The sequence below is a fragment of the Mycobacterium malmoense genome (assembly GCF_019645855.1).
GTDB classification, from domain to species: Bacteria; Actinomycetota; Actinomycetes; order Mycobacteriales; family Mycobacteriaceae; genus Mycobacterium; species Mycobacterium malmoense.
In genome coordinates, this window is the sequence record NZ_CP080999.1 from 2261350 (window position 1) to 2285137 (window position 23788).

General features: G+C 60.1%; 20 protein-coding genes and 1 pseudogene. 11 read left to right on the forward strand and 10 right to left on the reverse strand.

What is annotated here, in order from left to right; genetic code table 11:
* Nucleotides 1–10: 10 nt before the first annotated feature.
* The gene (locus K3U93_RS10630) at nucleotides 11–259 is read right to left on the reverse strand and encodes a hypothetical protein (RefSeq protein WP_083011671.1); all 249 of its coding nucleotides are present in this window, start codon (nucleotides 257–259) and stop codon (nucleotides 11–13) included.
* A 534-nt stretch (nucleotides 260–793) separates the two neighbouring features.
* Between K3U93_RS10630 and K3U93_RS10635 the strand changes: the two genes are divergently transcribed.
* Both K3U93_RS10635 and K3U93_RS10640 read left to right on the forward strand, forming a co-directional pair.
* Nucleotides 794–1960, forward strand: a complete 1167-nt coding sequence (locus K3U93_RS10635; RefSeq protein WP_139797141.1) for a hypothetical protein — start codon at nucleotides 794–796, stop codon at nucleotides 1958–1960.
* Nucleotides 1961–2079: 119 nt separating this feature from the next.
* Nucleotides 2080–2733 carry a DUF5642 family protein gene (locus tag K3U93_RS10640; RefSeq protein ID WP_083011727.1) on the forward strand — a complete coding sequence of 218 codons (654 nt, stop codon included), beginning with the start codon at nucleotides 2080–2082 and terminating at the stop codon, nucleotides 2731–2733.
* Nucleotides 2734–2782: 49 nt separating this feature from the next.
* On the opposite strand, the gene K3U93_RS10645 is transcribed toward K3U93_RS10640, so the two are convergent.
* The 4 genes and pseudogenes from K3U93_RS10645 to K3U93_RS10660 all read right to left on the reverse strand — a co-directional run bounded on the left by K3U93_RS10645 (nucleotide 2783) and on the right by K3U93_RS10660 (nucleotide 4913).
* Nucleotides 2783–3040 (reverse strand): Txe/YoeB family addiction module toxin, encoded by a 258-nt coding sequence (locus K3U93_RS10645; protein WP_071510051.1) that lies wholly within the window; start codon nucleotides 3038–3040, stop codon nucleotides 2783–2785.
* Complete coding sequence (locus tag K3U93_RS10650) at nucleotides 3037–3312, reverse strand: type II toxin-antitoxin system Phd/YefM family antitoxin (RefSeq protein ID WP_083011676.1); 276 nt, start codon at nucleotides 3310–3312, stop codon at nucleotides 3037–3039. Before K3U93_RS10650 ends, K3U93_RS10645 begins: the two co-directional genes overlap by 4 nt.
* 575 nt (nucleotides 3313–3887) lie before the next feature.
* A pseudogene (locus tag K3U93_RS25655) lies at nucleotides 3888–4214 on the reverse strand (hypothetical protein); the annotation flags it as partial.
* Nucleotides 4215–4355: 141 nt separating this feature from the next.
* Nucleotides 4356–4913, reverse strand: coding sequence for a hypothetical protein (locus K3U93_RS10660; RefSeq protein ID WP_071510053.1), 558 nt, complete (start codon nucleotides 4911–4913; stop codon nucleotides 4356–4358).
* A 1089-nt stretch (nucleotides 4914–6002) separates the two neighbouring features.
* Here K3U93_RS10660 and K3U93_RS10665 point away from each other — a divergent pair.
* Nucleotides 6003–6515: a MarR family winged helix-turn-helix transcriptional regulator gene (locus K3U93_RS10665; protein WP_071510054.1), complete on the forward strand. Its 513-nt coding sequence runs from the start codon at nucleotides 6003–6005 to the stop codon at nucleotides 6513–6515.
* Between the two features lie 200 nt (nucleotides 6516–6715).
* Nucleotides 6716–7375, forward strand: coding sequence for a DUF5642 family protein (locus tag K3U93_RS10670; protein ID WP_071510055.1), 660 nt, complete (start codon nucleotides 6716–6718; stop codon nucleotides 7373–7375).
* Between the two features lie 13 nt (nucleotides 7376–7388).
* Here K3U93_RS10670 and K3U93_RS10675 read toward each other — a convergent pair whose 3' ends face one another.
* From K3U93_RS10675 to K3U93_RS10685, 3 genes are all read right to left on the reverse strand, one after another.
* Nucleotides 7389–7880 carry a MarR family winged helix-turn-helix transcriptional regulator gene (locus K3U93_RS10675; RefSeq protein ID WP_071510056.1) on the reverse strand — a complete coding sequence of 164 codons (492 nt, stop codon included), beginning with the start codon at nucleotides 7878–7880 and terminating at the stop codon, nucleotides 7389–7391.
* A gap of 632 nt (nucleotides 7881–8512) precedes the next feature.
* On the reverse strand, nucleotides 8513–9103 hold the full coding sequence (locus tag K3U93_RS10680) for a hypothetical protein (protein WP_139797143.1): 591 nt from the start codon (nucleotides 9101–9103) through the stop codon (nucleotides 8513–8515).
* Nucleotides 9104–9129: 26 nt separating this feature from the next.
* Nucleotides 9130–9306, reverse strand: coding sequence for a hypothetical protein (locus K3U93_RS10685; protein ID WP_176220042.1), 177 nt, complete (start codon nucleotides 9304–9306; stop codon nucleotides 9130–9132).
* 1441 nt (nucleotides 9307–10747) lie between these two features.
* Between K3U93_RS10685 and K3U93_RS10690 the strand changes: the two genes are divergently transcribed.
* From K3U93_RS10690 to K3U93_RS10715, 6 genes are all read left to right on the forward strand, one after another.
* Nucleotides 10748–12163, forward strand: coding sequence for a mannosyltransferase (locus K3U93_RS10690; protein WP_083011729.1), 1416 nt, complete (start codon nucleotides 10748–10750; stop codon nucleotides 12161–12163).
* A 398-nt stretch (nucleotides 12164–12561) separates the two neighbouring features.
* Nucleotides 12562–14136 (forward strand): hypothetical protein, encoded by a 1575-nt coding sequence (locus K3U93_RS10695; protein ID WP_139797144.1) that lies wholly within the window; start codon nucleotides 12562–12564, stop codon nucleotides 14134–14136.
* Nucleotides 14137–14519: 383 nt separating this feature from the next.
* Nucleotides 14520–15575 carry a rhamnan synthesis F family protein gene (locus tag K3U93_RS10700; RefSeq protein WP_176220043.1) on the forward strand — a complete coding sequence of 352 codons (1056 nt, stop codon included), beginning with the start codon at nucleotides 14520–14522 and terminating at the stop codon, nucleotides 15573–15575.
* Nucleotides 15576–15636: 61 nt separating this feature from the next.
* Nucleotides 15637–16440: a methyltransferase domain-containing protein gene (locus K3U93_RS10705; protein ID WP_083011685.1), complete on the forward strand. Its 804-nt coding sequence runs from the start codon at nucleotides 15637–15639 to the stop codon at nucleotides 16438–16440.
* A 541-nt stretch (nucleotides 16441–16981) separates the two neighbouring features.
* Nucleotides 16982–17794 (forward strand): hypothetical protein, encoded by an 813-nt coding sequence (locus tag K3U93_RS10710; protein WP_139797145.1) that lies wholly within the window; start codon nucleotides 16982–16984, stop codon nucleotides 17792–17794.
* A 636-nt stretch (nucleotides 17795–18430) separates the two neighbouring features.
* A complete protein-coding gene (locus tag K3U93_RS10715; protein WP_139797146.1) occupies nucleotides 18431–19486 on the forward strand; it encodes a rhamnan synthesis F family protein in 1056 nt (351 codons plus the stop codon).
* Nucleotides 19487–19551: 65 nt separating this feature from the next.
* On the opposite strand, the gene K3U93_RS10720 is transcribed toward K3U93_RS10715, so the two are convergent.
* Together K3U93_RS10720 and K3U93_RS10725 are read right to left on the reverse strand one after the other, a co-directional pair.
* On the reverse strand, nucleotides 19552–20505 hold the full coding sequence (locus K3U93_RS10720) for a glycosyltransferase family 2 protein (RefSeq protein WP_071510063.1): 954 nt from the start codon (nucleotides 20503–20505) through the stop codon (nucleotides 19552–19554).
* Nucleotides 20480–21826: a hypothetical protein gene (locus K3U93_RS10725; RefSeq protein ID WP_230981633.1), complete on the reverse strand. Its 1347-nt coding sequence runs from the start codon at nucleotides 21824–21826 to the stop codon at nucleotides 20480–20482. The genes K3U93_RS10720 and K3U93_RS10725 overlap by 26 nt, the downstream gene beginning before the upstream one ends.
* A 191-nt stretch (nucleotides 21827–22017) precedes the next feature.
* Between K3U93_RS10725 and K3U93_RS10730 the strand changes: the two genes are divergently transcribed.
* Nucleotides 22018–23775 (forward strand): AMP-binding protein, encoded by a 1758-nt coding sequence (locus K3U93_RS10730; RefSeq protein WP_071510094.1) that lies wholly within the window; start codon nucleotides 22018–22020, stop codon nucleotides 23773–23775.
* Nucleotides 23776–23788: the final 13 nt, after the last annotated feature.

Consider the following 23788-nt stretch of genomic DNA (forward strand, 5'->3'; position numbering starts at 1 on the left):
GGCAAAGCCCCTACTCGGGGGGCTGCGCGAGTTTCTTCACACCCTCTTCCAGGGCGCCGAGGGCGTGGACAACCTCCAAGTGCGAGCCGATAAGCAAAGCCATCAGCTGGCGGTTGGCTTTGAGCTGCTGCTCGATTCCCGCGGAGCTTTGGTCGGTTTCGGTCTGGCTGATCAGGAAGTCCTTGAGAGCCTTGCTGGCGTTCATCTTTTCGGGAACCTTGAGGCTCCGCAGCCCGGCGATCGCATTGGGGTTGGTCACGACGCGTCTCCTCTGCTGGTGTGTGACGACATGAGCTTAGAGAAGAGCGGCCCCTAATCCGGGGGATAGCTTCGAATTTGTGTCACCGGCCGTGCTCGTGGCGGAGGTGTTGCGGGCCCTTGGCGACATCCGTGGTGTGGTTGGCCCTTCGGACCGGCCGACCTCTAAGCGATTTCTCAGCTACTTCTCCATTAAGGTCTCGCCGGCGGGCTGCACGTGGTACAACGCGCAGCTATTAAAGCAAACGGGACCCATAGGCGAAATATCCAGACAAAGCCGATATTGACCCGCCCGGCAGCTAATTAATTGTTACCAGCAAGTAATTTCATATTGAACTATATAACAGGTTGTAAGCGTTCGCTACACTGCATGGATAGCCCACTCTACCAGCGCCTTCCAACCTTACAAAGCTTGCGAAGCTGCCGGTTACTAGATCCATGTTCAAAATGTTCGTCGAGGGGCGGTAACGCTTAAGTTTTTCTCAGTTATGTTTGCATTCTGAAGTATCGGCGTTTGATCGACAAAGGAGTCGTCATGGACCTCGCCGTTCGTCCTCGCATAACTGTTGGACTCGCTTTAGCTGGTGTCGGAATTATCACCTTGAATCCGTTGGGCGCCCGCCTACCCGAAGTCCAGGTAGCCCAACACCTTCCCCAAGTTCACCTCTCGGATGTGCGCCTTGCCAACGTCGACGGCTTCACGGACTTGTTTTCCGGTGTAGAGGGCGACCTCGCCAGCCTCGCAGGCGGAGTCGCCGCGGCCGGTGTGCCCGCCAACCTCCTCGCTGCAGGCGCTTTTCCAGGATGGCCTAGCTGGCTGGACGTCTTCACGACCGCGGGCAATAACGTGGAGACGCTCGCCAATAACTGGCTCGCCGAGCCTTTTCCGGTTCTACAGCAGCTCATCACAAACCAGATCGGCTACGGCCAAACCGTTGCCACGTCGGTTCAAAGCGCTGCGACGAGTTTCCTCAACTTCGTGACAGGTAGTGGGGCATCTGACCTGCCAGCGCTGTTCGCGAACGCCATCCAGGCTATCAACGGCGGCAATATCGAAGGCGCGACGTCGATCTTCCAAGAAATCGTCGTGACCCTGATGTTGGATCCGCTGGAACAGCTCTATCCCGCGATCCAGATCCCCGCCACGATGTCGCAGAATTTCGCGGACGTGGTCAGCGCGCTGACAGGTCCGGCTACGCTCCTGCCGGTCTTTGAAGCTTCGCTGGGTCCGTGGCTCAGTGCGACCACCGACTTGGGCGACGTCCTGCAGTACGTTGACGGCTTCTGGCATGCGGGTCAGCCGCTCGAAGCGCTGACCGCGCTCGTCAACGGGCCGGCTTTGGTCGCGAATGGATTCCTCAATGGAGTGACCCTGCAGTTCCCGCCCGGCGAGCCGCCCGGCCTGCTCAGTGAGGCCGGACCCATCGGGACGCTGCTTATCACGTTGCCGCAGCAGATCGCGCAGGCACTGGGCGATGGGCCTCAAAGCCTCGCCGCCGCCGCTGGCCTGGCCGGCCCCAGCATCGCGGGCGACCTCGGCGGCCTCGCCGTTTCGCTGGACCTGACCGGTTTGCTGCACGGCCTCGATCCGTCAATCCTGACGGATCTGGCCGGCATACTCCCGTCGGTATTGCCCGAGGCTGCCTCGACGTTGTCTACCAATTTGGGGACGCTGGCCTTCGATCTGCTCGCATTGTTGTGAGTCCGCCGGAGGCTTGCCGACACTGCAGGTAACGAGTAACGGTGATCGGCCCTCTTCGGGACGAAGGGGGCCGATTGCTTTATGCCGTGTTCGTCAATGCGTTGGGTACATTAGCCACCATGTTGAAGGTATTGCTGGTGATCGCCTCTGTGTGCATGCTCGTCGGTTGTTCATCGGGTGTGAATGCCTCGTCGACGAAGGCCGACATCAGCAAGGTTGCCGACGTGAAGTCGAGCTTTGGGTCCGACTTCAAAGTCAAGGACACCCCGAAGCGCGCCATCGATCCCAAGTTTTTCTCCGCCCATAAACTGCCCCCGGGGCTGACGTTCGATCCGGCCGAGTGTGCGAAGGTCGCCGTCGGACCCGAGATGCCGCTGGGCTTGCAGGGCACGATGGCCGCTGTCTCGGCCGAGGGTGCTGGCAACCGGTTCGTCGTGATCGCGATGGAGACCTCCCAGCCGCTGCCGTCCAACGATCCCGGGCAGCGCTGCAGCAAGGTGACGTTTTCCGGGCCCAAGGTGGAGGGCAGCATCGAGGTGGTCGATGCGCCGCACATCGACGGCATACCGACGGTGGGTCTGCACCGTGTGCTGCGGGCGACCAACGGCTCGGGTCGCAGCGCCGAGCTTTACCACTACTCGGCTCAGTTCGGCGACTACGGCGTGATCGTCACCGCCAATCCGACGATGAACCCCAAAGAGCCGGCCGCGCCGGTCGACACCCAACGTGCCCGCGACCTTCTGGTCAAGGCGGTGAATGCGGTCCGGAGCTAAACGCTGACAATCAGCACCTGGCCAACGTTCCGGTGGGCTCTCACAGAAATTAGTAGTGGTATCGGGCCTTGAGGATTTTGACTTCGTCGCCATCGGCTCGGTACACAAGCCGATGTTGGTCGTCGATTCGACGGGACCAGTAACCCGATAGCTCGCCCTTGAGTGGTTCGGGTTTGCCGGTGCCACGGAAAGGATCGCGTTGGACCTCGGCGATCAGGCGGGTGACCCGACGGGCCGCCTTGCGGTCGGAGCCCAGCCAGAATAGAAAGTCCTCCCAGGCATTGGGATCGAAGTGGATGCTTCTCACTCCTGGCCGCCGGCCATCTCCTGCAGCTCGTCGACGGACTTGGTGAGTGCAAAGTGCCCGGCCTTGTCCCGGGCGACCGCTTCCATGAGTCGTTGGGCATTCTTTGGTGAGCGCAGCAGGTAGACCGTTTCCTGCCAGGAGTCGTAGTCGTCGGCGGACATGAGCACCGCGTCGCCGGCTTTGGAGGTGATGCGCACAGGTTGGTGATCGGTATTGACTTGCGCGAGAAGCGGGTACAGGCGTTGTCTAGCCTCGCTTGCGCTGATGCTCATTGCGGTCCTCTCGGGGGACACGTAGATACGTACGGCTACATCGTACCACCATGGTACGGAAAAGCTGTACGAACGTTCGGCCGCAAGCTCGCGCCACCACTACGGCAATCCCCTGAGCGTGTAAGGCACGCAATGCCTGAAATCGCTTCGGCGGCAACTGGTATGGCCGGTTTGACCGGCACATAGTTCATGCTCGACGGCCTCGATGACGAATCACGTTGCGGCGGCTGGCATTTGGATCCACAGCAGGCTATCGATCAACGCGTCCGGCCGTCGTCTCCTTGATCGGTGATGATCACCTGCAGAAGGTCGACGATTTGTTGTTGTCCCATGGCCATGGCGTCGAACTTGCCGCGCATCTCGATGAATCCGTGGTCGACATGTTCTCGGAGTCCGGTGACGTCTTCTCGCAGGCTGGTGTAGTTGTTCTGGAGTCCGGTGACGTCCTCTCGGAGGGTGGTGACGTCTTCTCGCAGTCCGGTGACGTCTTCTCGCAGGCTGGTGTAGTTGTTCTGGAGTCCGGTGACGTCTTCTCGGAGGGTGGTGACGTCTTCTCGTAGGGTCGTGACGTCTTCTCGCAGGCTGGTGTAGTTGTTCTGGAGGGTGGTGACGTCCTCTCGGAGGGTGGTGACGTCTTCTCGCAGTCCGGTGACGTCTTCTCGCAGGTCGACGAAGTCCTCTCGGAGGGCGTTGAAACTTGCGGCCGTGGCTTGGCGGAACTCTCGCAGGTCTCCGCGGAAGTCGCGGAGTTCGCCGTGGAATTCGCTGACGTCGCGGTCGGCGGCGCCTGCGAGTACACGGGCGGCTGCGGCGTCCTGCTCACTTGCGTGTACTCGCCCAGTCAGGTCGCGTACCTGGCGTTCAAGGGCGGTGACGCGTGATTCAAGGTCTGCAGGATCCATGAACGAGAGCGTACTGGTGTCCGCCGAAATCAGTGTCCCTCTATCCACAGACTTCGATGGTGCGCGTCGAAGCCGAAGTCCGGGTCGCGCAGTTCTCGATCGAAGGGTCGTGGCATGCGTCGAGCGCCCTTGACCCGGCGATCAGGCCGACTCAGTTTTGACGGGGAGGTCACGAATTTCGGTGGGCTGTCCGGGGGTGTTGTCGGTGAGGTAGCTGCGTGCGATACGTTCGCGCTCGCCGTCGGCCCAGGCGTTGGCGAGCCGCTCGAGGAACCTCGCCAAGCCGAGGGCGACTGCAACGACAGGGTCGGTGTTGTCAGCTTTGGGCGGCTCCGACAGATCGACCGCGGCTGGGACGTGTGGCCAAGATGGCGCCGCGAGGGTTTTCCTGCGGGATGCGGGTAGCGAGTCATAGATGGCTTGCAACCGATCCTGTTCTGAGGCAACGTTATTGACGGTTCCCGCAAGATCGACCGTGCCGGCTGCGGCACCGCCCGCGGACCGTATCGCCGCGGCCCCAGCGGGCGTAGCGACGAGGAGCCGGTCCCGGGTGAGCAGTTCGACTTTGTCGGCTTCGTTGGTGAGCACCCACGCGCCGCACATCCGGCTCATACCGGGCGCTACAGAGCCGATGTCGACGTGCCACACCGCGACGGTGTTGGTCGCGGCATCGGCGTCGACGACCGCAACGATTTGCATTAGGCCAGGACCTCCGCACGGTGGCCGGCGCAGTCGGGATCCCACCACTGCAGCTCCACCTGGCTCCACGGGTCGGGATACCAGTTAGCCGGCGCAGACACAGCCACCACCCCCGATCTGATCCGCCACCTGAATGGTCAGCGGTGTGACCCTACAAAGGATCGGGATGGCATGCGAAAATTCACCCGGATTGGCTGCGCAAGCGATCTTTTCCAGCTCCGCCGCCACCGAGCGGACGCCTGCGAATGGATACCCCGATGATGCGCTCGCTGATTACTCGTTCGATCATATTACCGTTGGGCCGCTGACGCTTTGGCCTCAACGGCTCCGCTTCTGGTTGCTCAGGACTCAGGCGTCCTGCGCGAAACCAAAGCCGATACGACCGGGCCCCGCCGGCATCTAACTACTACAGAAGGGCAATAACGCTATTCGAGACTGGCGCAGCAACTGGACGGTCTCGTGTGGTCGATCAGGAAATCCTCGGGAGCCCTAGTGGCGCTCGCCTTTTCGGGAACGTTGAGGCTCCGCGGTTGGGCGGCGCCGCCGGTGCTGGCCCGCAGCGTGCGGCTGTCTTGGAGGACAGCCGGCGATCTTGAAGTGAAACGGGTGAGCGGCAGTACATCGCGAATTTGCTGTGGTAGAAGGTTCTGCGAAAACGATCGGGATCTGCCGGCGCGTGCCTTCGGATCGTCTCGCGGAGATCCGGGGCTGTCCGCACCCCGCGTGCACGCACCGTGAAACCGCTCCGATAGATCTTGTTGCATTGCTCGGATATCCAGCAAACTTATAGATCAGATCTTTACGGCGAGTGAACATTGAGTTAAGGTAATTCACATAGCCGTTGGCTACCTGCCCTGCCGCATAGAACGCGTTCTAGAAAAGCTGCCCGGACAGGTAGTTTGCGACTTAAATAAATTATTTCAATGTGACAGTTTGCTGTCGCAGGGGTCGAGGGTAATATGAACAGGGCAATGTCGCTTCCGCAAAAGTTGCGGGCGCGTTTTTTGAGGTGGCGGATCGATGACCGTCATTGAGGTTAGCGCCGTTCCAGCTGTCGCACGCCGAACTTGTTGGATACCGTCCCCCGCCGTGGAAGGGACGGGTCCCGAGCAGCCAATAGACCATTTGCCGGGGCTCGACGATATTGAGCAACGATGCTGGCAAGCGTTTCTGGAGTCGTCGGCGCAGCTACTGGAGACGTTGGAGCGGCAACTCGTGAAAGCGCACGAGCTAACGTTATTCGACTTCCTGGTGATGGACTTGCTCGCCAAGTCTCGCAGTGGCTCGGCCCGGATGGGCGATCTGGCACAGGCGCTCGCGGTCGGACCTAGCCGGGTTACCCAGCAGGTGAGTCGCATGGAAGCCGAGGGATTGGTTCGTCGTAGCCGCAGCGTAAAAGACGGGCGGGGGGTGATCGCCACCATTACGCCCGAGGGTCGTACGCGATTGCGGCCCGCTACCAGGACCTATGCGCAGCTGATCCGCAAGCTCTATTTGGATCAGATGTCCCGTCGGGAGATGATCGCAATGAGCGACAGTTGTCGTCGCATCAACGACCCGCTGAAGAACATCGAAAACCCCGAGAAATTCAAGCTTCTGTGAGGCTCGCACGCCGCAGTCGTGTGCTGAAGTCGTCCATCGAGTCGGAACCGAAATTGATTGGTGGGCATATACATTCAGCGTCTAACTGAACTCGTGGTTCGATGCTTCCAACGCTGCCACCCCAATTCGGCGCTGATTTGGTTGGCAAAACGGTATCCGCGTTGCGCAGTTGAGCATCCGGTTTGGGTAGATTGGCCACCATGTTGAAGGTGGTGCTCCTTACCGCATCTGTATGCGTGCTCGCCGGCTGCTCGTCAGGTGGGAACGCCGCTTTGACGAAGGCTGACATCACCAAGATCAGCCAAGTGAAGTCGACTTTCGGACCCGAGTTCAAGATCATCGACGTCACCAAACGGCCCATCGATCCCAAGTTCTTTTCGGCCCGCCAGCTGCCCCAAGGCCTGAAGTTCGAGCCGCCGAAATGCGCGAAAGCGGCGGTCGGGCAGGACATGCCATCGGACTTGCAGGGCAGTATGGCCGCGGTGTCCGCCGAGGGCGACGGCAACCGGTTCGTCGTCATCGCCGTGGAGACGTCCAAGCCGCTGCCGGTCAACCAACCGGGAAAGGACTGCACCAAGGTGGCCTTCGTCGGGGACCAGGTGCGGGGCGGCTTCAAGGTGGTCGACGCGCCACACATCGACGGGGTACACACGCTGGGCATCCACCGCATTCTCCAGGCGGACGTGAACGGTGGCGGCTCGCGGACGGGCGAACTGTACGACTACTCCGCCCAGTTCGGCGACTACCAGGTGATCGTTATCGCCAATCCGTTGGTCGTGCCGGACCAGCCGGTTTCACAGGTCGACACGCAACGCGCCCGTGACCTGCTCGTCAAGGCAGTGGCCGCGATCCGGAGTTGAGCCGTGAAGCTGTCTATGTTTGGGGGTTGTTCAGCGGTTGGTTGATGCGCCGGCAGCTGTCGGCCATGGCAATCATCTGCTGGCGCGTCATCTGGTCGAGGTAGTGTCTGCGGATGTGCATCGCGTAGGTTCTGGCAGCGGGCTGAAGGCGCGCGCGGCCTTGCCGGGTTATGGTGGCGACGACTCCTCGTTTGTCTTTTGTGCTGCGACTGCGGCGAACGAGACCCGCTGACTCCAGGCGGCGGATCTGTTGGGTCACGCGGCTAGGTCCGACCGCGAGCGCCTCTGCCAAATCGCCCATCCGGGCCGAGCCGCTATCGGACTTAGCCATCAGGTCCAGCGCCAAGAAGTCGAACAGCTTGAGCTGATGTGCTTCCACGAGTCGCCGTTCTAATGTCTCAAGCAGGAGTGCCGACGATTCCAGAAACGCTTGCCAGCATCGCTGCTCAAGATCGCTGAGGCCCGGCAGATAATCTCCTGGCGGCTCAGGGCGCGTTTCTTCCACGGCGGGGGACGGTATCGAACAAGATCGCCCTATTGGCGATGAAACAACGGCGATTTCAGCGATTGTCATGGATCCACCATGGGGGAATGTCTGTCGGCAACTGCCGATGCGACAATTTCGTGCTGCTCATAGGCTCCTCGACACGTGTCTCAGAAAACTGTCGGTTTGAAATATCTGGTTCAAGGCGAAAATTACTTATCGGTAGTTTTCTAGAACGCGTTCCACACGCACCGCGTATAGCCAACGTTCAGGACACCTAGGATAACGCCCCGGTCACGGGTAGTACAGAGGTCATTCTAAAATTAGCTAGATGCGTCTCGAGTGTAACTGGGTTCTAGTGGCTTTCACGCAGTGTGCACGAAGGCTGCTTTGGCCGTTGTCGCCGGTTCGGTAACCGAAGCTTCCGCGGATCCGATCGGTTGTTTTTCACCATTTTCGACCCTAACTTGGGATGTGATCTTTACGCCTGGTTGGTCGCGTGCAGGTCGAAAGCCGCGAGCCGGTCAATGGCGACTTTCGTCCCCAAATGTTCGCTGGCGAAGAACATTTCAGTCGAATTGGCGGTTCGACGTGGCGCCTGGCGCTAAGCCGGGGCAGGTATTGAACGCCAGTACAATACTGCCCTGTCGGTGTCACGGCGACTGCTGTTGGTTTACTTGGTATCTGGTGCTCACGCCGTCAGATGCGCTCGCCGGTCGGTCTTCTGGCGCAGGTTTCGTCGTGGAGGGACGAAGTTCCTTGGCGCCGTGGCGGTTTAAGCTTCTAGAAATTCGATCAACTGATGGTTCGATCTCGATGTGGACCCCAATCTTATTGTGGCGCTGGAGAAGAAGGTCCCGCTGATGTTGCGCCCAATCGACAAAGTCGTATGCGCTTCGCGAATCGGCTGTGGTGATCCGTGCGGCGCGGGCCGACCCGATGATCGCCTTGCGTTCGATCATTTGCTGGCCCTTCCGCGGATGCATCTGCGGGGTCGAAACGGACCGCCGGTGCCGATGCTGGCGAGGGGCGATGCCGGAGCGGCACGGCCGGGCTTTGGGTGCTGTGGCTGACCACGCCGGCGGTATGAACAGCCCGCCCAATGACCGTGTGTGCACCATCTGCGCCGAGACCGCCGACTGCGACGCGAGCAGCTGATCGGTCATGTCGCTCGCAACCAACTGTGCGGTGGAGCCGACGAGCTGACCAAAACCGTTGAGCAGCCCATTGCCATGGGGGCTCAACTCTGGAGCGCGACCGCGACTTCTGCCTAATCGGCAGCCGCGTCGGCCACCTCAATGACCGCATGCGAAGACGTATTGGCACCCGGAACTGCCTGCGGCGTCGGCTCTGCCGCCATACGGTGAGCAACGATCGAAAAACAGATGCTCGATAAAGTGCCCGCCGCCGCACCCGGTGATTCCGGATGAGTGGTCGGAAACGTCACGCCCCAACCTCGCGGAATAAAGCCCACCGAGCTGCGTGATCGATGGTCGTCGCGCCGCGGGTTCATTCAATTCCCTCTTCCGAGAGCGGGTTCTATCGATGATTGGCGAAGCCCTGTAATGTGCCCCAAACCGGGCGAACACGGGCGCCGGACAATTGATGTACGGGCAGCTTTCCCGCAGCGGGTGGGGCCCTGCAGGAAAGCTGCCCGTCGCTGCCACCGGCTAGGGTAAGGGTTCGTTAACCGGCAGCAGCCCCCTGGAGTCACCGGCGGGATCGGGCCATCCACCGGCAACTGGGCTTTCTTTCATGGTGTCGTGCAACGGATCCGAGGGACGAAGCACTAGCCGCATCTACTCCCTCCGATGATCATCCACAACCCCATGTCTGACGCGTGTGGAACAGTACCGAAGACGCGGCCGAGGGATGATGCGGTTTTGAGGAAATTGATGAAGCCGCCTAACGTCTTTCAAGTTCGGCAACACGTCAGCATGTAGAAAGTTGCTGGTTGCATGGCCCACCGTTATCGCTTAGCAAATTCCCAAGGCCATTTGCAATTTTCAAGGTGAAATTACCCGTTGGTAGCGGCGTAGAGTGAGCTATTTTGACTTTAAATGCGCACTGCACAATATGATTCGACTGCGTGTTCCTGCCTGGACATGGATCACACCGGACCGGCCACACCGGCAAAGGGTCAGGAGGCCGATCGGGGCCGTCGCAAGTGCGATGTCGGTCGGTCTCCGGAACCTGAGCACCAGCGTCTGGTGGCCATCGCGGGCATGCACGATTGCTCATTTGTGCAGCTTCCATCCCGGAAGTTGGGGGAGCGAGGCCGCAAGGTTGCAGAGGCTTCGGGCTACCGTTGGAACCGTCGGGTTGGGCGGGCTGCGGCGCCACATTGCACTACATAGCCGACTTCAGGTTTGTCGGTCGGGGGAGCCTGTGGCCCGATCGGAATCTATTCGTGCCGTTGGCTTTCCATGTTTCACCGTAGCCCGCCCATCAGGAATGTGATGCGGGCTCCGGTCATGTGGGAAGGGGTGGTTCGGTCCGCTGGACGGAAGCCTGCGACGAACGTGGCTTCGCGTCGGTGCACAACCGGCTGCTGTCGCCGTTGGTGATGACGGTTTGTCGGGGTTTATGTGCTGATCGGCCAGGCTGTGGCGAATGTCCGCAAGCGCGGCCTTCGACCGGTGACCGAGTTCAGGGGCGCCGGCTCCTCCGTTGCCGGTGCTGGTGTCGGTGAAGCTCTTACACTATTCGGCGGCCCGGAGACGCCCGTGCGGCACATCGCAGCACTGCATTGAGAATGGATCGGCGCGTCGTGAAAGTCGTGTGCGGGCTGTGAATCTTCCAGCTGGAAGCTAACTTTCATCGTCACCTGGAAGTATGCAATGGTGCCCTCGGCCACCGCATCGAGGGCTGGTGGGATCAGCGCGGTGATGCCCATAGCGTCCCAGCCCGGCAACCTCTTCGACTGCGTATTTAGTTGCAGGTCAGCTGTTAGAGTCGGGCCCGTGGGCACTACCTCTACCGCCACACCGTCAACCATCCCCCGGCGGCTGGCGGATCTGCTCCACGTTGCCGCGCCGCTGCTGCTAATCTTGAGCGTCGCAATACGATTCGTTTCCGAGCACGTGGTGCGTGCCGAAGACTTATTGATTGATCTGCACGTCTACGTCGGTGGCGCGGCGGCACTCGACCACCCCGGCACCTTGTACAGCTACAATTACGCGAGCCCGGTCCCTGGCCTCCCGCTGCCGTTTACCTATCCGCCGTTTGCGGCGGTTGTCTTCTACCCGCTGCATCTGTTGCCGTTCGGCCTGGTTGCTTTCGTGTGGCGGGCCGGGACAATAGCCGCACTGTATGGCGCGATTCGGATCAGCCAGCGCTTGGTGGGTGTCCCGAGCGGCAGTGGTCAACGCGTCGCGATGTTGTGGACGGCAATCGGCATTTGGGTCGATCCGGTGCGCCATACTCTTGACGATGGGCAGGTCAACGTCTTTTTGATGCTGGCGGTGCTGTGGGCGGTCTACTCGACGCGGTGGTGGTTCTCGGGCCTGTTGGTCGGCGTGGCGGCGGGGGTGAAATTGACGCCGGCGATTACGGACGTCTACTTCGTCGGAGTCCGGCGATGGGGCGCGGCGGCGTTTTCTGCGGTCGTGTTGCTTGTCACTATTGCGGTGTCGGCGTTAGCTGACGGCGGGCAGACCCGCTATTACTTCCTGGAGCTGCTCGGCGAAGCTCGCCGGATTGGCCCGGTCGGCACCGCCCTGAATCAATCGTGGCGGGCCGGTATCTCCCGGATCCTGGGCTATGACGCCGGCTTTGGTCCGCTGGTCCTGGCCGCGCTCGCCGCCACGGCCACCTTGGCCGTCCTGGCTTGGCGGGCGCTCGACACTGGCCGAATCGCTGGCGCCACCGAGTCCGACCGGCTCGGCAAGTTGCTGGTGGTCGAGCTGTTGGGACTGCTGGTCTCACCGATTTCGTGGACGCACCACTGGGTATGGCTGGTGCCGCTGATGATTTGGCTTATCCACGGGCCACTGTGCGAGCATCTTGGCGCACGCATCCTCGGCTGGGGGTGGCTGGTGCTGATGCTTCTCCGAGTACCGATGGCGCTGGCCCTTCTGCAACCATCGTTCTGGCAGATTGGTCGGCCCTGGTACTTGGCTTGGGCCGGGCTGGTCTATGTTGCGTCGACGATAGTGACCTTCACCTGGATCGTCATCAGCGGAAGAAAGACCGCCAGTAATGATCACCCCCTCCCGGCGCGGGGTTGCTACTCTAAAGCTCCCGCAAGCGAGGCAGAGCCGCCTTCGCCGGGCGACCCCGACAGCCAAAATGTCGTTGGCTAGTCGAATCAGCGTGGCGTCATGGAGGCTGGCCGTGGGCAGATGCTCCATCCCGACAGCTTCCGCTGGCACCCTTGTGCTTTAGTGGCCGACCGGACAGGTTGGGATCTCGCCGATGACCTCGTGGGCGGGTTCGGGCGTGGTCGGCGAGCTTGAAGAGCCATCAGCCTGGGACGAGGAAGCGGCCGACCCGGACGATGCCGAAGCCAGCTGGGCGCAGAACGCGGCTGGCGCGCCGACAATTCGCAGATTCGCGCGAAAGCCGCGACGCGGGCGTGCGGTGGTTTGCGAAACAGGGTCGCGGTGGATAGCGGTGTGCTGAGATGCTTCAGGCGACGCATGTGACGGCAACACTTTCGCCGGCTCGATATGATCCGCGCGTGCGGGTTAGGGAGCGACGCGTGGCGTGGCGCCAGCCGCTCCCCGTGGCAGGCGTTATCGCCCTATCTGTCGGTTGGCCTGGACTTCTGGCTGTTGTTACAGGAAGCCTGGCCATTCCTCACAACGATGCATGGGCCCACTCCTTGATTGCCCAGCACTTCGCCCGGAGTGGCTCGTTCGAACTCATCGGATGGAATCGCAGCGCATTGGTCGGCCAGGTTGTTGTCCTGGGACCGCTCGGCGAATCGATCGTTGTTCAGCAGCTTTTCGTCTCCCTACTGGCGGCGGTGGGGCTTCTGGCCACCTATGGCTGGCTGGTGCATCGAGTGGGACCGGGCGGCGCCTTGCTGGGGACTGCTCTGGTTGGACTGACGCCGGATCTCGGGCTTTTGGCGACGTCGTATATGGCGGACATCCCTGCCTTCACTGCCGTGATTGTCTGTCTCTTCTTAACGGACCAAGCGCTCCGGACCGAAAATTTCTGGTATCTGCTGGGCGCCCTTGCGGTCGGGAGCTGGGGAGTCACCGTGCGGGAACAGGCAATCGTCGGGCCCGTCGTGGCGATGGTGCTCGCTGTGGCGGCTTGGCGAGGCAGAAAGCGTCGGGTGACGCTGGTCAGTGGGATGTTCTTTGCTCTCGCAATCGTCTGCTTCGAGGTATGGCGTAGATCGCTGCCGCACGGTGACTCGCCGTCGTTCAGCTTTAAGCCCGAATATGCTGTGGCGAACGTGGTTTGCGCGTGCTTTACCCTGGCGCTCGCCGTCTTTCCAGCGGTGCTCATCGCGGCCCGACCCGGCGGCTGGTCGGGCCGCGCGCGACTGATGAGTGGCGCGCTCGCGCTTATGCTCCTCGTCGTCGTCGTGGCGCAAGCCTACCGACCAGCGGGGACCATCTTCCTCGGCAACTACTTGGCTCCAGACGGTGCGTACAGCGCAGCCTCGATTGGAATGCGGTCCGTGCTGCCGGACTGGTGGTGGTTGACGCTGGTGGTGATGGCTTGCATGTCATTGGTTCTCATCGTCGGGCACTTCATCGACTCTGGGCTGTCGCTCGACCGCATGTCCGGCCTTGTGCTGCTCCTGACGGCCGGCGGCACGCTCGCGCAAGCCTTGGTGGGGCAGTTCACTTTCGCGCGGTACCTCCTCGTCCTGATCCCGGTCGCCTGCGTGGCGTTGCTCGGCAGCCGTGCGGCCGACGACCGCTCTCGGCCAAGCCGATGCGACCGGCTGCTCTCGCTGGCGGCGCTGGCAGGCCTCGCGGCCACGTCGACGGCCATCACCGCAAATGCCCTTGCCTTCGATGCGGCCAGGTGGCGAGCTGCCTCCTCGCTTGTTGCCCGAGGGGCAGCAGCTACCGACATCGATGCGGGGTTCGAATGGGTGGGATATCACGCGTCCGAGCCTGCTGCGCGGAGTTCCGCTCATGCCGATGCGTTGAGCTTCTACATGCGTATGTTCGAGTACTCGAGGGAGTGTTACGTCGTCTCCGCGTCTCCGCTGAACGGCCTGCGGCTCGACTCCACGGAGCAGTACCGAACCTACGCCCTGGTGGGCTCCTCGAAGCTCTGGGTTTATCAGGTATCCCCCTGCCGGTGACCTCGCCGGGCGGGCGACAGATATTTGGTACATCTCCGTCGCGCCTGCTGACCGGAAAATGCCCGACTGACAGATGATGATCCGGTGGCCCTACCACTGTGGGGGTTGAGCAGATAGGCGCGGCAGGCTACCGATCAGGTCGGGCGCCTATGCCGGGGTTGCGCGATCTGATCCGCAGTGGAAGCGGTGATCGCCTGTGGGTGCACCTGTCGAGTGCCGAGTTCCGCCGCGATGCCGTGGTGGCTAGATGGCCTTGGAATACGCCGGATTTGTGATTCCGGATATTACGACCATCTGGACCGACTCTGGGCGCTTGCAAGGTAAGTTCTGAGACGGGGCTTGGCCTGTGAGCCCGGACGCGCCGGATGCGGGGTGGGGTGATCTTGAAACTCTTGGATAAGCTGCGGGATGAATCGGAGCGTGTTTCGGCGGCGGCGCGCTATCGGCGGGGCGGTGACGCCTTGGGTTTCGTTTGCGAAACGCACCAAGAGCTTCCAGCCCAGCCCCCTTCGGGTCGGCGCACGCTGGTGTTATTCGCCCACTTCGATCCGCAGGGTGTCATCGATCCGTACGTCGTGTATTACCTCAAGGCATTGCGTGGATTGGGAGCCAGCATCGTTTTTGTCTCTGGCTCGCCGACCCTCACGCCGGAGTCTGTTGATCCCATCCGGTCTCTTTGTGCTGGCATTTACACCCGGCGCACGCTGTCCCTGGATTTCGGCTCCTGGCATCTGGCGTGGTGCCTCCTTTGGCGGCGTGGCTGGTCGCTGGATCAGTTCGATCGCTTCGTGCTCGCCAATGACAGTGTGTATGGTCCGCTGTTTCCAATCGAAGAGATGTGGGGCGCGTTCCACGGCGCCGATATGTATGGTGCCATCGAAAATGCCGAACACGCGCCTCACCTCCAATCCTTTTTTCTGGCCTGGGATCTCAACCCGCGCACCCGCCGCTTCCTCAACGACTTCTGGAGCGACTTCCAATACATTGTCCACAAATACCCGCTTATCTGGCGATACGAGATCGGTCTGTCCAAGCTCGCACGTAAAGCGGGGCTTAGCATCAAACCGTTTGTGTCCGCGGCAACCATCAAAGCAGCTTATAGCTGCACGCCGGACCATCAGTGGGCCACCTTGTTATCCAGGCGGCCTCTCAACAATGCCATTTACTTTTGGGACGGCTTGATCGAGCACCTCCGATTCCCTTTCCTCAAGGCAAGCCTGCCGCGTTACAACACTCCGCGGCACGACTCCATGGCGAACCTGCCTGAGTTCCTCCAACAGCACACTGCGTATCCCTGCGAACTCATCCAATCGAATGTTGAAAGGCTCGGGTGCGGAATGCCCACCTGGGTCAGGTCCCCCCGCTATGCGCACATAGCGACCAGACTAGGCGGTTCCAGAGGGGGGGCCGGGTCCGCCAAGGGGCGACCGGCACAGTGAGATACCGTGCGTGCGACACCCGATTAAGCACCTTAATCGTACCTGATCGAAAAGGAACAAAATGCGGAATACGATTAAATCATTTGCGTCGAAGTCGGCGGTCGACCTGTTTTATACGGTAAAGTATGCTCCTTTCCGGTTGCCGATTCGCCAAAAATACCGGTCGTTTATCGAGAACAAATACGGGGTCGAAATCGGCGGACCGAGTGCACTCTTCAAAACCGTTCTGCCCCTTTATCAATTCGTTGGGGGATTGGACGGTGTAAACTTCTCTGCAGATACCGTATGGGAGGGTAGTATCGAGGCAGGAGATAATTTCAACTATTACTACAAAAAATCCGGTTATCAATTCATCGCCGATGCGACTAACCTAGGCGAAATCGCATCTTCGCGATACGACTTTCTTCTGTCTTCGAACTGTTTGGAGCATGTCGCTAATCCCATCAAGGCACTTATGGAATGGAAACGGGTGATCAAGGAGTGCGGAGTAGTGATACTCGTTCTTCCCAACAAGGAAAGTAACTTCGACCATCGACGTCCGTTCACAAAATTCCAGCACTTATTAGATGATTTTACCCACGATGTCGGTGAGGATGATCTCACTCATCTAGATGAAATCTTGACACTTCACGACTTGCCGATGGATCCGCCCGCAGGTGATCTACACCACTTTAAAGAACGCAGCCTGAAAAATTTTCAGAATCGAACTCTACACCACCACGTATTTAATGTTCAGCTGATCCAAGAAATGCTAAACTATGTTGGATTTGAAACCTTGGACATGACAACCACGCGAACTGACTTCTTTGCGCTCGCAAGACCAGCCCAATTTTCGAATCAGCACAATCTAGATGCTAAGCGCTAAGAGGCATTTTGAAATTCGTCACACATGTCGCACAGCGAATCCGAGTTCTTCTTGGCTTCTATGCGCTATTGCCCAGATGGCGAGGCTTTGGGGTTCGTCTGCGAAACGCGCCGACGACTCCCGGCGTGGCCCCCTCTGACTCCACCCAAGCGCGCTTTGTCCGCGCACTTCCATCCCACAGCGTAATCGATTTTCGCATCGGCTCTGGTCTCCGTGGTGCGCCACCGCGGGAGCCCATCATCGTTTTCGCCTCCTGTACGCCTAACTCCCTCGGGAGTTGCCTTAGGTGGTACGGGCCAGCCCGACTCAGGGCAGCGGCCAATGCCTTTCTCCTTGTCGTGAATCCGCTGCTGACCTCTCGGCAATTGGCCATCTCATGAAGAAGATATATATTGTGGCCCCTGGCAATCTAGTCACGGGCGGGGCAGAACTCAGTCATCAGCTTGGTGATGTCCTTAATCGGAACTCCACACGCGCATTCGTGATATATTCTCCGTTTCACCGGCACTACGAAATTCCCGTACCGTACCGAAAATATAACGTGGGTCTTGCGCGCCGACAGGATGTTGAGCCGGGATCGATAATTGTTCTGCCAGAGGTCTTTGCCAGGCTGGTCAAGTATTTTCCGCGGGCTCGAGTATATTTCTGGTGGCTAAGCGTAGACAATTTCTTCGCCGAAGCAGGCCATACTCGCCTGGGGAAACTGTTGGGATCGCAACGCATCGCGAAGATGCAGTTGGGACTTCTTCGGCGCCGTGTGACTCGGCACATGTATCAGAGCGAATATGCACGCATGTTCTTGGAGTCAGTTTCGCTTGAGCCGGCTGCTCGCCTCTCGGACTCCCTGGCGACTGAGTACATCAAGGCGATTGAGAGTCCGCCCGATTGGCCGCGGGAAGATCTTCTCGTCTATAATTCGGCGAAGGGTCTGCCTCGGACCGAATTGGTGCTCCAGGCGCTGAATGAGTGCGGTAGGCGGATGCCGGCCGTCGTCCCAATAAAGGGGATGACATCGGGTCAGGTACGGCGGCTCCTTGGACGAGCAAAGGTCTACATCGATTTCGGTGACCATCCTGGCAAGGACCGGTTACCGCGGGAAGCCGCTGCGCTTGGTGCGTGCATCCTTGTGGGCCGAAGAGGTAGCGCCGCGAACTCGATTGACATGCCAATCGCCGAAGAATTCAAAATCGACGACCGAATGCCCGGCTTTGAAAGGCTCGCGGCGAATAGTATTTATATGCTGATGGACGACTTCGAGCACCACCGGACGCGTTTTAATTTCTATCGGCAATTAATTGCTCGGGAGCCGGCCGGATTTTTTGATGATGTCGAAGCCATTTTCCCGCCAGATTAATAAAATCCTGCTATCGACATATGGCAAAGTTGTTTAGCGTCTGGCCTGGCTGCACCACTGCTCAGTATGCGTTTGACATGTCGTGGATGCGCGCGTCATGCTGACGGAGGTTAACTAACCAACTGATTAATGCGTGTTTGGAGAATCTGATGCAGGTTATGCTCGGTGATTAGTGGTGGCTAGACAACATTGATCGTTCGGAAACATCGAGTGTTCATGTTGAGCTTGAGCCCGAGTACGACTGATTGCAGACTTATTCCGGTTTCCCTCGTGTCGCATCATGGCCGTACGATGAGGTGAACTGTGACGATATCGGAACACGAACCTTCGTGCCCTTCCGGGGGCGGGACGCTAGCTTTCCTAGGTAGTATAGTTAGCGGATGTTGCGTACCCGCGACAATTGGCCGCCCACGGGGGTGCGACGTCATATAGCGTGTAAACACTATGGCGTCGCTTGTCTTAGACGGCTGACCGGAAAGGAAAGAAATATGTGGAATGCGATTAAGAAACTGACGCAATGCTGAACCGCATTCGATTTGAGTTCGTAGATCGAGTCGGCACATACGCTGACTTCTTCCTCATAAAAGACCAGTCTGATTTCCAAATTAACATTGCGCTGGATACCAGGAAGTCATCTTGAAGCTCCCGGAGATGCTGCGCGGCGAATACGAGCGTATGTCAGCAGCGATGCGTTACCGCTTCGACGGTGACGCTTTAGGTTTTGTTTGCGAAACGCACCAAGAGCTTCCAGCCCAGCCCCCTTCCGGTCGGCGCACGCTGGTTTTGTTCGCCCACTTCGATGCTCAGGGCATCGTGGATCCGTACGTCGTCTACTACTTGAAGGCGCTGCATGGACTGGGGGCGACCATCATTTTCGTCTCCGGCTCGCCTAAGCTGACCCCGGAATCGGTGGCTCCGATCCGCGAATTCTGTGCGGGCATTCATACCCGGCGCACGCTGTCGCTCGACTTCGGCTCGTGGCACCTGGCGTGGTGCATCCTGCGGGAGCACGGCTGGTCGCTGGACCAGTTCGACCGCTTCGTACTCGCCAACGACAGCGTGTATGGCCCGCTGTTCCCTATCGAAGAAATGTGGAGCTCATTTCACGACGCCGACATGTATGGCGCCATCGAAAGCACCGAGCTGCTGACCCCTCACCTCCAGTCGTTTTTTCTGGCGTGGGACCTTAACTCACGTACCCGCTCGTTCCTGAACGACTTCTGGGACAGCTTTCAATACATCGTCCACAAACGCATCCTTATCTGGCGATACGAGATCGGCTTATCCAGGCGTGCCCGCAAAATCGGGCTCAGCCTTAAACCATTCGTTTCCGCGGCAGCCATCAAAGCAACTTATCGTCGCTCACCGGAGCACCAGTGGGCCAGCAGGTTCTCGATGTCGCTCAACAACACCATCTACTTTTGGGATGGCCTGATCGAACACCTACGATTCCCGTTCCTCAAGACGATCCTGCCGCGCTACAACACGCCCTGGCACGATTCCATGGCGAACCTGCCTGACTTCATCGAGGAGCACACCACCTATCCGTACGAACTCATCCAATCGAACGTCGAAAGGCTCGGCTGCGGAGAGCCTTCCTGGGCGAAGCCCGCCCGCCACACCGTATTAGCGAACAGATTCGTCGACGTGGTCCTGGACTTGAACCAAGACCTACGCCGCCGACGGCGTTGACCTGATCCGTTGCAGCGCGAAGGCGCACACCAGCGCGGACCGGTCAGCTCAGCAAACCGACAACTTCACAAGAGCCGACCCGCCAACCGCCGAGCATGCGCGAATTCTTGAACGGGCGCTCGGGCTAAGGTCCTCAGCCGAGACCTTCGCTCCGGCCCAAATGTCGCGACTTGCAAGTGCAGCGCAAGCCATATAACTAACCACCACGTTCTGGCGATAATCCGAATCATTCTGGTCGACGCCGGATCCACAATCAACCAAGTGAGAATGCGTAGGTGGTCGAGCCAGCCGCGCCGAGTCGTCGCATTGCGTACCGTTTCCGTGCCGGCCGTGTGAGTGCGCACCGAGAGTTCCTGGGGCACAAAACATACCGCCGCCGACCGCAGCATCGAGCGCAACCAGAGATCCAGGTCGACCAGCTGATAGATATCGTCGCGAAAGCCGCCCGCATCCAGCGCCAGCTGGCGCCGGAACATCACGCAGGTCGGTTCACCGATCAAATTGCCGCCCGCGCTCAGCAAGGCCAACTGCGTCACCAATGACGATCCGCGGTTGTGTTCTCGCAGCTTAAAAAAGAAGCTGTGAGGCTTGCTCGCTGGCCGCCGCCACCACGGGACGTCGTGGCTCAACAGACGCCTGGGCGCGAAAGCCAGTCCCACACCTGGATCGTCAAAATATCGGGCGAGTGTCTGCAGGGCCGCCGGAAGCAACCAGTCGTCGCCGTGCACGAACTGGATACAGGTGCCGCGCGCAAGTTCGATGCATTTATTGTGATTCCCGTTGAGCCCAAGCCTAGACTCATTGTGTATCAGGCGATCTTCGGGTCTGAGCATCGTCTTCGCGATAGCGGCACAATCGTCTGACGAATCGTCATCGACAACCACTATCTCAAACTCGACGCCTTCCTGATCCAGGATGCTACCGAGACAGCGCGCGATAGTCGCGCTGTTGTTGTACATCGGTATGCACACCGAGACCGTCGGGTTTGCCTCACTAGCCATGAATCTCAGTCGCCACATCGAATTCGGCGAACGTGCGTGATACGTTCTCGCGCAGCGCATCTTGGGAATCTGTCCGGCCGGGAAGGTAGGCGTTGACTGAAATCCATAACTTTCCGCCACCCCGGCCCGAAACCACAAACAGCTGGCCACCGATGCGCTCGAGGGCCCGCCTATTGATACCAGGCTCGATCAATCGCCCGGACGCATAGTCGGCCTCGGTGCCATCCGGGCGATTCACCGCCGGGGGCATATCTCCAACATTGGAGCAACCGATGGGAAGGCCGGCGGCACCGAGTCCCATTCCAGCCGCCCTCCGCGCGACCCACTTCGGGGTCAACGATGTCAGCGGCAGTGGCGCCAACAACTCCTTGGTGGTCTCCTCCAAATCCGCAAACGCTTGTTTGAACTTGAGACGAACTTCCCCGAGGTCCGATGTCAAGTGCGTTGGGTCGACAGAAACGACGGGAAACACCAATGCGTTGCCACGCGTGTCGTCTTCGGTGCGGTCGCTGATCGGGAACGACAGGGTGACCGTTCCGTCGCCGCAAACGCGGCCCATTTGCACGCCAAGCCTGCCCGCGAATCCCGCAAGAAGCGTGAAGCTATTTCCGCCAATACTTTTCGCGCGGGCATCCCATTCCGCCACGTCGACATATGCGGTCACGGAGGGCACCACAATGGGCTGATCGTCGCCAGCTCCCCGTGGCGAAGGTGGTGCCGACGCCATCGATGCGGCGACGTCCTTGCGCCTGCGCCGAGCGATGCGCACCGTCGCGGCTACCGCCCGCCCCAGCTCCGGCGCCGACGCGATGGTTTGCCGGCCGTCCTGAAGCAGGGCCCGCCCGCGGGTACGCGATCCGGGATATGGATAACCGAGGTAGCGGGTTCGGCCGGTGGCCGCATCGTTGATCGCCTGCAAGACCCCGAGCCCGTCGACGAGGGTATGCGAAGTAACCAGGCTGACGGCGGTCCCGCCGTCCTCTAGCGGAAGTACTCCCAGATGAAAGCTGGGTCCATATTCCGGATCGAGGGGCAGGCACGCGCGCTCGTAGAGCCAGGCGCTCAGATCCGCGCGCGGGCAAGGTGTTTCAGCGATCTCGATGTCTTCGGGGCCCGGTGAAAAGACCCACCGATCGCGGGCGAAAGGTAACGGAGACCGTTCGACTCGTCGTCCCAACAATCCATACCCAAGATTTCGGTGGAAACGACGCAATCCGTCGATATTTGCCGGTCGGTTGTAAATCCAGTTGAACTGCACCAGCGCGCCATAGCCAAGCGCCCGCAGACCCAGAAATGACGCTTGATCCATGTGTGCGAGTCGATTGTCCACCGCGTCCACGGTAGTTTATTTGCGGGCGATGCGTAGGCCGTTTGTCTCCGGGGGCGCGCACGCGGGTGGCGTCTCGCATTTGGGTGTCTGTGGCAGGTGCGCACGGCGTGGTGCGGCGCCGGGCGCGACGGCGGGTTGGTACGGTCGTAACCTTGCGGTTCCTGGCCAGAAACGTTCCCGACGAAGGTAATCTGATCCCCGTGGTTGAGTCTTCCATTCCCGCTGTGCTGCGCGAACGCGCCAGCCTGCAACCCAACGACACGGCGTTCACATATCTTGATTACGACCAGGATTGGGATGGCGTCGCGACAACCCTGACGTGGTCGCAGTTGTACCGGCGGGTGATGAACCTCGGCGAGCAACTCAGACTTCACGGGTCGACCGGTGATCGGGCGCTCATACTGGCACCACAGGGCCTCGACTACATCGTTGGCTTTCTGGGAGCACTCCAGGCCGGACTTGTCGCGGTTCCGCTCTCGGTTCCCTATGGCGGCGTCCACGACGAACGCACCGTTTCGGTGCTGGCCGATACTTCTCCGGCCCTCGTCCTCACAACGTCCGCCGTCATTGACAATGTGAACGGGCCTGTGCGGTCGCAGCAGGGGCAATCCGCGCCGTCAATCATCGAAGTCGATTTGCTGGACCTCGATTCGCGCCAGCGACCCGCGGGCCCGAGACCTCGTGCCGCCGCCAATAATGGATCGGATTTCCTGTATTTGCAGTACACCTCGGGGTCCACCCGCACGCCGGCCGGTGTCATGGTCTCGAACAAAAATGTTTTCGCCAATTTTGAGCAGATCATGGGCGACTTTTTTGCGGCCGAAGGTGGCATTGCCCCGCCGGACATCACGGTGGCTTCTTGGCTGCCGCTTTACCACGACATGGGTCTTCTACTGGGAATTATCATGCCGATTCTGGCGGGGCAGCCGACGGTGCTAACCAGCCCCGTGGGATTTCTGCAGCGACCGGCCCGCTGGATGCAACTGCTGGGACGCAGCGGTTGCACAATTTCGGCGGGACCGAACTTCGCCTTCGAGTTGGCGGTGCGCAAGACGTCGGACGACGACATGGCCGGGCTCGATCTCGGGAGTGTGCACACGATCCTCAACGGCAGCGAGCGAGTGCAGCCCGCGACCCTCAAGCGGTTCGCTGATCGGTTCGCGCCCTTCAATTTTGATCCCAAGGCACTGCGGCCGTCATATGGCATGGCAGAAGCAACGGTGTACATAGCGACCCGTAAAGTGGGCAAACCACCCGAAATCGGCCGATTCGACTCCGAGAAACTGCCTGCCGGCCAGGCGAACCGGTGCGCCAATGGAAGCGGCACGCCGCTGGTCAGTTACGGGGATGCGAAATCGGTGCGTGTCCGCATCGTCGATGCGGACACGCACCGCGAGTGTCCAGACGGAACGGTCGGGGAGATCTGGGTGCACGGCGACAACGTCGCTTCCGGCTATTGGCAGAAACCCGAAGAGAGCGAGCGCACGTTCGGTGCGAAGATTGTCGACCCGTCGCCGGGAACACCCGAGGGCCCCTGGCTGAGAACCGGAGATTCGGGCTTCTTCTCCGAGGGCGAGTTGTTCATCATCGGCCGCATCAAGGACCTCTTGATTGTCTACGGGCGCAACCACTCTCCCGACGACATCGAGGCGACAATCCAGGAGATCACGGCTGGCCGCTGCGCGGCGATCGCGGTTCCGGACAGGGGCGTTGAAAAGCTGGTCGCGATTATCGAGCTGAAGAAGCGGGGCGGCGACTCCGAAGAGGAGACGACCGACAGGCTCCGCGTCGTGAAACGTGAAGTCACGTCCGCGATTTCGAAGTCGCACGGGCTGAGTGTGGCGGACCTGGTTCTGGTATCTCCTGGCTCGATCCCCATCACCACAAGCGGCAAGATCAGACGAGCTCAATGTGTCGAGCTGTACCGGCAGGACGAGTTCACCCGATTGGACGCTTAGGTTGGTCTACTGG